General features: G+C 28.9%; 13 protein-coding genes. 12 read left to right on the top strand and 1 reads right to left on the bottom strand.

Translation table 11 applies throughout. The annotated features are described in order from the left end of the window. Positions 1 to 348: 348 nt before the first annotated feature. The 4 genes from B5F09_RS09210 (at position 349) to B5F09_RS09195 (ending at position 3,261) form a co-directional block, all read left to right on the top strand. Positions 349 to 1,518, top strand: a complete 1,170-nt coding sequence (locus B5F09_RS09210) for an ROK family protein (RefSeq protein ID WP_239404301.1) — start codon at positions 349 to 351, stop codon at positions 1,516 to 1,518. Positions 1,519 to 1,735: 217 nt separating this feature from the next. Continuing rightward, positions 1,736 to 2,095, top strand: coding sequence for a cyclophilin-like fold protein (locus B5F09_RS09205; protein ID WP_087373764.1), 360 nt, complete (start codon positions 1,736 to 1,738; stop codon positions 2,093 to 2,095). Continuing rightward, entirely contained in the window at positions 2,088 to 2,633 is a 546-nt protein-coding gene (locus B5F09_RS09200) for a flavodoxin family protein (RefSeq protein ID WP_087373762.1), read from the top strand. Before B5F09_RS09205 ends, B5F09_RS09200 begins: the two co-directional genes overlap by 8 nt. A gap of 85 nt (positions 2,634 to 2,718) precedes the next feature. Next, positions 2,719 to 3,261 (top strand): pyridoxamine 5'-phosphate oxidase family protein, encoded by a 543-nt coding sequence (locus B5F09_RS09195; RefSeq protein WP_143357494.1) that lies wholly within the window; start codon positions 2,719 to 2,721, stop codon positions 3,259 to 3,261. 47 nt (positions 3,262 to 3,308) lie between these two features. Here B5F09_RS09195 and B5F09_RS09190 read toward each other — a convergent pair whose 3' ends face one another. Further along, positions 3,309 to 3,800, bottom strand: coding sequence for a hypothetical protein (locus B5F09_RS09190; protein ID WP_087300453.1), 492 nt, complete (start codon positions 3,798 to 3,800; stop codon positions 3,309 to 3,311). Positions 3,801 to 3,945: 145 nt separating this feature from the next. Here B5F09_RS09190 and B5F09_RS09185 point away from each other — a divergent pair, with 145 nt between their 5' ends. The 8 genes from B5F09_RS09185 to B5F09_RS09155 all read left to right on the top strand — a co-directional run bounded on the left by B5F09_RS09185 (position 3,946) and on the right by B5F09_RS09155 (position 11,589). After that, entirely contained in the window at positions 3,946 to 4,707 is a 762-nt protein-coding gene (locus tag B5F09_RS09185) for a DeoR/GlpR family DNA-binding transcription regulator (RefSeq protein ID WP_087300451.1), read from the top strand. Between the two features lie 121 nt (positions 4,708 to 4,828). Next, positions 4,829 to 7,183, top strand: a complete 2,355-nt coding sequence (locus B5F09_RS09180) for a formate C-acetyltransferase/glycerol dehydratase family glycyl radical enzyme (RefSeq protein ID WP_087373760.1) — start codon at positions 4,829 to 4,831, stop codon at positions 7,181 to 7,183. Then, entirely contained in the window at positions 7,146 to 8,087 is a 942-nt protein-coding gene (locus B5F09_RS09175; RefSeq protein ID WP_204215276.1) for a glycyl-radical enzyme activating protein, read from the top strand. Before B5F09_RS09180 ends, B5F09_RS09175 begins: the two co-directional genes overlap by 38 nt. Positions 8,088 to 8,096: 9 nt before the next feature. Next, entirely contained in the window at positions 8,097 to 8,777 is a 681-nt protein-coding gene (locus B5F09_RS09170) for a fructose-6-phosphate aldolase (RefSeq protein ID WP_087373758.1), read from the top strand. Positions 8,778 to 8,925: 148 nt separating this feature from the next. Then, on the top strand, positions 8,926 to 9,090 hold the full coding sequence (locus tag B5F09_RS14870) for a hypothetical protein (protein WP_158095836.1): 165 nt from the start codon (positions 8,926 to 8,928) through the stop codon (positions 9,088 to 9,090). A gap of 111 nt (positions 9,091 to 9,201) precedes the next feature. Next, on the top strand, positions 9,202 to 9,468 hold the full coding sequence (locus tag B5F09_RS09165) for a hypothetical protein (protein ID WP_087373756.1): 267 nt from the start codon (positions 9,202 to 9,204) through the stop codon (positions 9,466 to 9,468). 119 nt (positions 9,469 to 9,587) lie between these two features. Then, on the top strand, positions 9,588 to 10,571 hold the full coding sequence (locus B5F09_RS09160; RefSeq protein ID WP_087373754.1) for an aldo/keto reductase: 984 nt from the start codon (positions 9,588 to 9,590) through the stop codon (positions 10,569 to 10,571). 142 nt (positions 10,572 to 10,713) lie between these two features. Next, positions 10,714 to 11,589: a DUF3737 family protein gene (locus B5F09_RS09155; protein WP_087373752.1), complete on the top strand. Its 876-nt coding sequence runs from the start codon at positions 10,714 to 10,716 to the stop codon at positions 11,587 to 11,589. Positions 11,590 to 11,653: the final 64 nt, after the last annotated feature.

Genomic DNA, 11,653 nt, shown 5'->3' with positions numbered 1-11,653 from the left:
TCACATTGTGATTTCAAATCACCAAATGAATATGAATACAACTATCTAATCAGTAACAATTAATTAAATTTCTCATATTTATGTAGTCCGAAATCTTGACATAGTACCAATTTTGACTTTAAAACATGGATCAAAGAACATGACAGCGATGATTATCAAGTTGAAGTTGTTAGTGATGAAACTATTAAGTTAAAAACTGAATATGGTGAAGCTAAGATTAATTTTATCAAGATTGAAGAAAGCCTAATAGTTGAATTTAAAATATTATCTAAAAAAGATGATTCGGTTAAATTCTACTTACATTTTGAATTAAAAGATGAAGAACACGCTAAACAATTATATGATGAAATGGTTGGAACTTTATTATCATTAAAAAATGAAAAAACAATAAAAGTTCTTTTATCTTGTACTGCCGGTTTAACAACATCAATGTTTGCTGAAAATTTAAATTCAATTGCTGGTATGATGAATTTAGATTATCAATTTGATGCCGTATCATATTTGAATATTTATGAAGAAGTAGATAAATATGATGTAGTATTGATTGCACCGCAAATCGGTTATATGTTACAACGATTACAAGACAGTTTATCAGATAAATTAGTACTACAAATTCCAACATCAATCTTTGCAAGCTATGATGCTTTAGAAGCGTTGAAGTTTGTAAGTAGCGAGGTTGAAAAATATTATAGTAGAAAAGCGGAAACTGAAGATAAAAAAGAAAAAAGTCATTGTATTCAATATGAAAAAAGAATTTTATCGATTGTCATTTCTACTGATCAAGCGCAAACAAGAATTTATTATCGTTTAAATGATAAGTGTGAAATAATTGATAGTAATATGATAATTAAACCAACGATGAATGTTTATGATTTATACGATATTATTGATACAGTTTTATTGAAACATTCATATATTGATGTAATTGGAATTGCTATACCGGGGATAGTTAGAGGAGATAATCAGTTAAAAAGCTCAATTGATGGTAAAAACATTGATTTAAAAAATGATTTTGAAAAGAAATATGGTATTGAGGTGTTTACTTATAATAATGCTAATGCAACTGTTGTTGGTTTTGCTTTGGAACATCCTGAATATAAAAATATTGTTTTCCATTCACAACCATTTGGCTATGGTGTTGGTGGTCAAGGGATTATCTCTAATGGTAATTTAATTACTGGAAAAAACGGTATTGCTGGTGAAATAAGATATTTTATGCGTAGAATGCAATTTTCTGATGATATTCAAAAACTGGCATGGAGTGAACCGGGCGTTTTAGAATTAGTAACTAAAGCCCTTTTACCTACTATTTGTGCTGTAGGACCAGAAGCAGTAGCTTTGTTTTCACCAATGACACCAGATATGGATGAAATAAAAAACAAGTTGAAATCATTTATTCCAGCGGAATTTTTACCAGAGTTTTATTGTATTAAAGAAGTAAGTTCATATTTATTAGATGGAACTACTAAATTATGTGTTGATGATATTAAAAATAGTCAAAACGAGGCATTTGAGTAAGATGCCTTTAATATTTATCAAATATTTTAAAAACAAATCTAGAATTGTGGATATTAAAAGCCATTAATTCTAGATTTTTTTAGTAGTATATATGCTTTATAAGTATAGTTACTACTTCAATATAAGCATTTGATATTAAAAATATTGAAATATATAATTTAATAAAGCTAAACGGTATTGATTATAAGAATATATTTAAATAAAGGAGTGTAATGATATGAAAATAAAAGTGACAAATCAATCAAAACAAATTATTTTTACTTTAAATGAAAGTGATGGAGCAAAATCACTATATCAACAATTACCATTAGAAACAAAAGTAGAAAATTATTCAAATAACGAAAAAATTTTTTATCCATCTAAGTCTTTAGCTACCAAAAACACGCCATTATTATCAAGTGGACAAGAAGGTACTTTAGGTTATTTTTCACCATGGAAAAATGTTGTTATGTATTATGATCGATGTGGCAGTTATAATGGTTTATATGTTTTAGGTGAGGCCATTAAGGGAAAAGAAAATATTAAAAATTTATCAGGTACGATCCTTATTGAAAAGGTGGAAAATGAAGATGAGTAAAATATTAGTTGTTGTTGGTAGTGGAAACGTTCATGGTAATACTGATCAATTATCAGATGCTTTTATCAAAGGGGCTAAGGAAGCTAATCATGATGTTACTAAAATTATATTAAATAAAAATATTATAGGCTGTCAAGGTTGTCAGGCTTGTCAACATAATGGACATCAATGTGTTATTAAAGATGCTATGCAAGACTATTATTCTTTATTTGAAGATGCTGATGTGCTTGTTTTAGCTTCACCGCTTTATTTTTGGAGTATTTCTGGAAGGTTAAAATCATTTATTGATCGTTTATATGCTATTTCTACAGATGATAAATATCCTAGTAAAGATACAGTATTATTAATGACAAGTGGAAGTGATGAATTTTATGCTTTTGAACAGTCAGTATCATTTTATCGCTTTTTAACAAAGGCTTTAGGCTGGAATGATAAGGGCATGGTACTTGCTGATGGTTGTAGTGGACAGATAGGAAATAAAATTGTTGATAAAAAGTTTTTAAATGAAGCTTATGAATTAGGAAAGAGTATAGTTTAAAAGATTAGTACTGGTTATTTGTTTAAAGGATTATCGTTTTGATAATAATTTAATTTTATAATTATTATCAAAAGGGGAGAAAATTATGATTAATTTTGAAAGAGAAGTTAAAGATCCAGTATTAATTGAAGAAATGTTAAAGATGTTTAATATTGTAAATGTGGGTATCAATGGTGATGATGGTTATCCTTATGTCGTACCACTTAATTTTGGTTTTGAGGTAAAAGACAACAAGTTTATTTTTTACACTCATTTTATGAAAAGAGGCTTGAAAGTTGATTTAATCAAAAAAAATCCAAAAGTATGTCTGGAATTTAGTGCTTTTAATGATTTTCCTGATCATAAATATAAAGGGCATTATCATGATTATCGTAGTGTTATTGCCAAGGGGACTATGAAATTAATAGATGGTAATAAAGATTATGAAACATTTAAACGAAGATATGATTTATTGTATCTATGTAATAACCGTGAAATAAAATCATTAGAAAATCGCCCAGCCATACCACCAATGTATATTGGTATGGTTGAATGTGATTTAGCTAATATTACGGCTAAATCTGAATTCCCGCTACATAGTGTTGAAGATGTTCCGTTTATTGATGTATACTCTAAAGAAGCTGATTAAAAGAAAAAATAAATAAGGATAAAGGATGCTAGTTGTAGCATCCTTTATTAAAAAGTAAAAATTGGAGAAATTGTAATAGTGTCTAATTTGTTATCATTAAAGTCATAGACTACTTTGATGTTAGCTTCATTATAAGTAATACCGATTTGTCCAGAGACAACATTATCTTTTTGATCTTTGATAATTTGACTATAATATTCCTGGTTAAAAAGATCACAAATATCCTGGTAATTCATTTTTGTTTTTGCCCCATTATCTAATTGATAATGATCAGTTTTTAAAACAATTTCTTGAATTAAGTTCGAAGGATCCACGGTTATTACCATATCATCGTTTGAATAAATAGTAGTATCATTATTTGTAGTAGTTAGAAAATCTTGATTAAAAAAGCCATCATGATCATCTATGTTATGATTAACGGTAATTATATTACTATCATCAATGATAACATTATAACCACTATCTTGATTATTGTTTTGACAACCAGTAAATATAGTTAAAACAAAGATCAGTGATAAAATTATTTTTAATTTTTTCATTTGTCCTCCTTTTATAAAAGTGGTGCTAAAAAGTTTAATTGTTTTTCTAATTAAAATGTATCAAATTAGATTGACTTTGACAATTAGTATCGTTCTTGTTTTTTAAAAAAGATAATGGCATAATAAAACAAGGAGGTAAGCTACTATGCTACAACAAGAAAGACATAATCAAATTTTGGCTCGATTGAATTTAGAAGGTCAAGTTAGAGTAAAAGATTTAAGTAAAGATTTTAATGTTACTGAAGACTGTATTAGAAAAGATTTAAATATTTTAGAAAAAGCCAATAAATTAAAAAGAATTCATGGTGGGGCAACCTGCATGCGTTCAAATTTACATACAGTAAATGTAAGTCAACGACGAGATGTTCGGGTAGAAGAAAAAAAGGCAATTGCTTTAAAAGCGATTGAGTTAATTAAACCAGGGATGATGATTTTTTTAGATATTTCTACAGTTACTTTAGAAATCGCTAAATTAATTTATCAGCGCAATTTAAAAATAACTGTTGTTACAAATATGATTGATATTATGGAAATTTTTACCCGTGATTGTAATACTAATTTGATTTTTATTGGTGGTGAATTGAATCGGGCTCGTGATGGATTTATTGGTGCTATTACTATTGAACAAATAAAGAAATATAAGTTTGATCTTTCTTTTTTAGGGGTAGTTGGAATTGATGTTTTTAATAATAAAGTAGCTACTTATGATATTAATGATGGTTTAACAAAAAAAGAAGTTCTTAATGCCAGTCGAAAATGTTATATGGCAGGTGAAACGATTAAGTTTGAATTAGATGGTAATTATTTGTTTGGTGATATTAGTGATTTTAGTGGTTATATTTGCGAAGGTGGACTAGATAGTAGAATAGAAAATAAATTAAAAGATATTGGAATTGAAATCATTTAGCGATGATTTCTTTTTTTTATTGAAAAATTAGTGAAATTTATTGTTTTTTATTTATTTTAATAAAAAACAATGTATAATTAAGATGTAATCAATAAAAAACAATAAAAAGGGGGTTTCTTAGATGGATGATTTGTACCAAAGTGAAAGAATTGGAATTTTAAAAGATAAGATGCTAAAGGCACCGCGTTATGCTTCGATTGAACAAGCTAGAATTATTACAAAGGTTTATCAAGAAAACGAAGGGTTATCAATTAGCAAAAAAAGAGCATTATCTTTAAAAGCAGCTTTAGAACAAATGGAAATAGCAGTAGAACCAGAAGAACTAATTGTAGGGAATCGAACTAAAGGAGTTAGAGCGGGAGTTGTATTTCCTGAAAGTGGTAGTTCCTGGGTAGTAAAAGAGTTTGAAACTTTACCAACTAGACCTCAGGATAAATTTTTAGTTAATGATGAAGATATTAAAGAATTTAAAGAAAAAATTTATCCTTATTGGCAAGGTAAATCATTGGAAGATAAAATTAAACAAGAGTATGGTGATAAAATTAATGCAATTAGTAAAGTTGTAAAAATTAATCAAAAAGATCATGCTCAAGGTCATATTTGTCCTGATACTGCTTTATGGCTACGTTTAGGACCTCAGGGTTTGATGGAAAAAGCCCAAGAAAAATTGAAAACTTGTTGTAAAGAACATCAAGAATTTTACCAATGTACTATTCTAGTCTTACAGGGCGCTTGTAATTTTATGATTCGCTATCATGATTACATTATGGAGATTATTGATGATGTTGATTTTAAATATCAAGAATCATTAAAGCAGGTTGCTAATAATTGTTATAACTTAGCTAAAAGACCGCCCGAGACTTTTCATGAAGCTATTCAGTCACTATGGTTTTTATTTGTAATCTTGCATATGGAATCTAATGCTTCTTCGTTTTCACCAGGACGAATTGATCAATATTTATATCCATATTATTATCATGATATTACTAATAATATAATTACTAAACAACAGGCTTTAGAAATATTAGAATGCTTATGGTTAAAATTTAATCAGATTGTCTATTTAAGAAATCAAAACAGTGCTAAATATTTTGCCGGTTTTCCAATTGGTTTTAATGTAGCTATTGGGGGACAAGATGAAGATGATAATGATACGTACAATGAATTATCATTGTTATGTTTAAAAGCACAATATCATCTAGGATTACCACAACCTAATTTATCAGTGCGATTAAACAAAAATACATCACATGAATTAATGCAAGAAGCAATTAAAGTAGTCGCTAAAGGTAGTGGCATGCCACAGTTTTTCAATGATGAAGCAATTATTCCAGCGATGATCAATGATTTAAAAATTGAAGAAAAAGACGCTCGTAACTATGCTATTGTTGGATGTGTAGAACTAACAACCCATGGTAATAATTTAGGCTGGTCAGATGCAGCGATGTTTAATTTGAATAAAGCATTAGAATTGACATTAAATCATGGTAAGTGTTTGCTTAGCGGAAAACAAATTGGTTTGGATTTAGGCAGTTTAGAAACATATAATAATTTTGAAGAATTAGAAGCAGCATTTAAAAAACAAATTGATTATTTTATTGATGAAATGATGAAAGCTGAAGAAGTAGTTGAAAGAATTCATCAAGAATGTTTACCAACAGCCTTTTTATCTACTGTAATCGATGATTGTTTAGAAAATGGTATTGATGTTACAAGAGGCGGTGCTAAATATAATTTATCAGGTATTCAAATGATTCAAGTTGCCAATTTAGCTGATTCATTAGCCGCTATAAAACAATTAGTTTATGATAAAAAAATGATTTCAAGATCTCAGTTACTAGAAGCTTTACAAGCTGACTTTAAAGGTTATGAAATTATTCAAACAATGCTATTGCGTAAAGTTCCTAAGTATGGAAATGATGTTAAATGGGTTGATGAATTAGGTAGTAAGTGGGCTGGATATTTTAGAAGTCGAATGAATGACTATACTAATTATCGAGGTGGTCTATATCATACTGGTATGTATACTGTTTCTGCCCATGTACCAATGGGAGAAAATCTTGGGGCATCACCAGATGGTAGAAATGCTTTGACACCTTTAGCTGATGGTGGGATGTCACCGGTTTATGGTCGCGATTTAGCGGGGCCAACAGCAGTATTAAAATCAGTATCACGGATGAAAAACTCATATACTACAAATGGTGGTCTTTTGAATATGAAGTTTTTACCAGAATTTTTTGCTACTAAAACTGGAATGCAAAAATTTGAAAACTTCTTGCGGGCATTTGTTGATTTAAAAGTACCTCATATTCAATTTAATGTCGTTAATCGTGAAGATTTATTAGATGCTAAAATTCATCCTGAAAGACATCGTTCTTTAACGATTCGGGTTGCTGGATATACTGCATATTTTGTTGAGTTAGCCGATAAATTACAAAATGAAATTATTGAAAGGACGACTTATAGTGACATCTAAAGCATTAGTGTTTGATATTAAAAGGTTTGCGGTTCATGATGGTACTGGACTTAGAACAACGATATTTTTTAAAGGATGTCCTCTTAGATGTAAATGGTGTCAAAATCCCGAAGGATTATCACCTAAAAGACAACCGCTATATTTTAAAAATGATTGTATTCATTGTCAAAGATGCCTTGAATTTAGTAAACCTGGTCAAATAGAATATTTAAAGCAACGACCATATTTTAATTATGATTATATAGGAAGTTTTGACAATTTAATTGATGCTTGTCCTAGTGGGGCGATTCGTTATGATAGTATTGAATATGATGTTGAAACTTTAATTGAAAAAATTAAAGATGATCAGGTTTTTTATCGTGATGATGGTGGGGTTACTTTTTCTGGAGGTGAACCATTATTACAAGGGGCGTTTTTATTAGAAATATTGAAACGTTGTAAAGATGAAAAAATTCATACGGCAATTGAAACGACTATGTATGCATCTTTAGATTTAATTAAAAGTATTTTACCGTATTTAGACTTAATATATATTGATCTAAAGTTATTTGATGAAAAGTTGCATCAACAATATACAGGTGTTTTACCAAAACTGATTAAAGAAAATATTACTTATGTTTTAACGAGTCCTTATAAAGATAAAGTAATTATTAGAACACCATTGATACCATCAATGACGGCAACAGATAGTAATATTAGTCAAATTGTGCAGTTTTTAGTAAATATATATCCAGATGTTAAATATGAATTATTAAATTATAATCCACTAGCAGCGTCTAAATATGAATTAATAAATGAGCAATATACATTAGATAGTAAATTAAAAATGTTTAATAATGAACAAATGGAACATTTTTATCAGCTAGTTAATCAAAATGGATTAAAAAATATAATTAAAGAATAGGAGATAGTTATGGAATTTATAATTGATACAGTAGATTTAAATGAAATTAAAGAAGCAGTAGAGTATTTACCAATTATGGGGGTTACTAGTAATCCTTCAATAGTAAAAGCAACTAATCCTGAAAATTTCTTTGATCATATGCGTAAAATCAGAGAAATGATTGGAATGGAAAACAGTTTGCATATCCAGGTAACTGGTTTGGATTGTGAAACTATGGTTAAAGAAGCTAAACGAATTGTAAAGGAAATCGATGATTTAGTATATATTAAAGTACCAGTTTCATATGAAGGAATTAAAGCTATTAAAGAATTAAAAAATCGTGGCATGAATGTAACGGCGACAGCTGTTTATGATTTAATGCAAGCCTATATGGCATTAGAAGCCGGAGCTGATTATATTGCTCCATATGTAAATCGTATCGGTAATCTAGGAAGTGATCCATTTGAATTGATCCATGAATTATCATCAAGAATTGAAGTAGATGGATATGATTGTAAAATATTAGCAGCAAGCTTTAAAGGGGTACAACAAGTTCGAGATGCCCTTAATAGTGGCTCACATGCAATAACAGCACCAGTAGCTGTATTAAATCAAATCTTCAAGAATCCAAACATTGAAAAAGCAGTAGCAGATTTTAATAATGACTGGTATGCAATCTATGGTGAGAATAAAGGAATTTGTGATTTATAAAAAATTATGATTGATATAAGCTCTGGTATTTAGGTATTTAAATACTAGGGTTTTTATTATGCGTTATAGTAATAGTTTTATTAATTATTGATATTGTACTTTTATATTTTGATATATCAAAATATGATAAAAGGATGGCGATAAAATAATGATTAATAAAATAAGAGAAATTGAATTTATAAATAAAATTCCTGATTTGTATTTTAAAAAAGCTAATAATAAAGGAACAGTTATTCATGTATTTTATGATTCGGTTGATTACACAATTAAAAATAACCCAACCAGCTTATGTGTATTTACCATTTGGTTATAATAAAAATCATCATCACATTAAATATAATATTTTGTATTTGATGCATGGCTGGAGCATGCAGGTGATTTTTTTGACCGTAAAAAAGGAAATTTAATTAATTTATTAGATCGAATGATTGAAAATAAAGACATTCAACCACTAATTGTTGTTAGTGCTACTTTTGATGCTTTAAATCAGCCCCAAAATTTTATGCGCTCTGTAGCAGAAATTCAAGTATTTAATCAGGTCAATAGCCAGATGGTAGAAATGATGCAAAGTCAAACTTTTAATGAAAATAATTTTTGTTATGCTATTAGAAAAAATGGCCGCCATAATATTGCTACATGTGAAGAATATCTATATCATGCTTTAAAAATTATTTTTAAATATGAAAAGTAATTCTAAAAATCATAGCTTATAGGCATTGTATATATTTACTATAGGTATTAGACATTTTAAATTGTGCTAGTTAAAATATAAGTGTCAAGAAAAAAGATACTTAGAAAGGAAGATAAGTTATGGAAAAAAGAGAATTAGGTAAAAGCGGTTTAGTTACTTCTAAAATGGGCTTTGGTTGTATGGGGTTAAATTATCATCGTGGTGTCGCTAAAGATCGTAATGAAATGATTAAAGTTGTCCATGAAGCAATCGATGCAGGTATTACAATGTTTGATACAGCAGCAGTTTATGGGCCATATACAAATGAAGAATTAGTAGGTGATGCTTTAGTTGGATACCGTGATAAAGTGCAGATTGCTACTAAAGGTGGTTTTAAAATTGATGGCTTAAATAATGAATTAGATAGTCGTCCTGAATCACTTAGAAAACAATTAGAGGATTCATTAAAAAGATTAAAAACAGATTATATTGATTTATATTATATTCATCGTGTTGATCCTAATGTGCCAATTGAAGATGTTGCAATGGCTATGAAACAATTTAAAAAAGAAGGATTAATTAAACATTGGGGATTATCTGAAGCTGGTGTCGAAACTATTCGTCGTGCTCATAAAGTTGAGCCATTAGCAGCTGTTGAATATGAATATTCAATGTGGTGGCGTGAAATTGAAAAAGATGTTTTACCAGTGTTAGAAGAATTAGGAATTGGTTTAGTTGCATATAGTCCTTTAGGTAGAGGTTTTTTAACTGGTAAATTAGATAAAAATACTACTTTTGGTGAAAATGATAATCGTGCAGATTTACCAAGATTTACAAAAGAAGCTATGGCTGCCAATCAAGTAGTTATTGATTATATCAATGAGCTTGCAATAGCTAAAAATGCTACTGCCGCTCAGATTGCTTTAGCATGGGTCATGGCTCAAAAACCATGGATCGTTCCAATTCCAGGAACTACTAAAATTTCTAGAATTCATGAAAATATTAAAGCAGCTAATATTAAGTTCAGTGATGAAGAAATGAAGACGATCAATGATGCTTTAAGTAAAATTGAAATTGTTGGTGATCGTTATCCAGAATCAGAAAAAAGAAGAACTGGTAATTAAATATTTCAAACAAGAGCGTAACCGCTCTTGTTTTGGTATACCTTTAAGGTATAGAAAGGATAATTAATAAGTATTAGACATATATAAAAAACAGGTTTAAGATAATATTGTCAAAAGAATACAATTAGAAAGAAGTGAGATTATGAAAATAGTAAATCAAAATTTCGATGAAGAAAGAGCTTTATATGGGCTTCATGATAGTGAAGTAATTAGTTGTAATTTTCAAGGTCCTCAAGATGGTGAATCACCATTTAAAGAAACCCATGATATTCTTGTAGATAGTTGTTATTTTGCATTAAGATATCCATTTTGGCATGTTAATCATGCTAAGATTATAAATACTGAAATGACTGATTTATGCCGGGCAGCTTTATGGTATGATAATGATGTCACTATTGAAAATAGTAAATTACATGGTATTAAAGCAGTCCGTGAATGTCACAATGTTTCATTGAATAATTGTGATATTATTTCACCAGAATTTGGCTGGATGAGTGCTAATTTAAAATTGAGCAATTGTAAATTAACTGGTGAGTATCCATTTTTACACAGTAATGATATTGAGTTGGATCATTTTGAGTTAAGTGGTAAATATTCTTTTCAATATGTAGAAAATATGGTTATTAAAAATTCATATTTAGATACTAAAGATGCTTTTTGGCATAGTAAAAATGTTACTGTTTATGATAGTGTTTTAAAAGGAGAATATTTAGCCTGGTATAGTGAGAATTTAAAATTAGTACGTTGTAAAATCATTGGTACTCAGCCGCTATGTTATGCTAAAGGATTAATTTTAGAAGATTGTGAAATGATCGATACTGATTTGAGTTTTGAAAAAAGTGATGTTCAAGCAACAATTAAAGGAAATATTGTTAGTGTAAAAAATCCTGAATCAGGTTATATTTGTGCTGATAGCATTGATCAAATCGTATTAGATGCACCAACAAAATGTCAAATTCATTGCTGCAATGTTATGAATTTTAATCAAGAATGCAAAGAGTGTACTATCACAAATTAAATAGAGCTTAAAAACTAACTTATGATAGGTTCCCGCTAAAGTAGATATATAAAATAAATGTATC

This window comes from Erysipelatoclostridium sp. An173 (assembly GCF_002160495.1).
GTDB classification, from domain to species: Bacteria; Bacillota_I; Bacilli_A; order Erysipelotrichales; family Coprobacillaceae; genus Thomasclavelia; species Thomasclavelia merdavium.
This window is presented reverse-complemented; position numbering and strand designations above follow the sequence as displayed.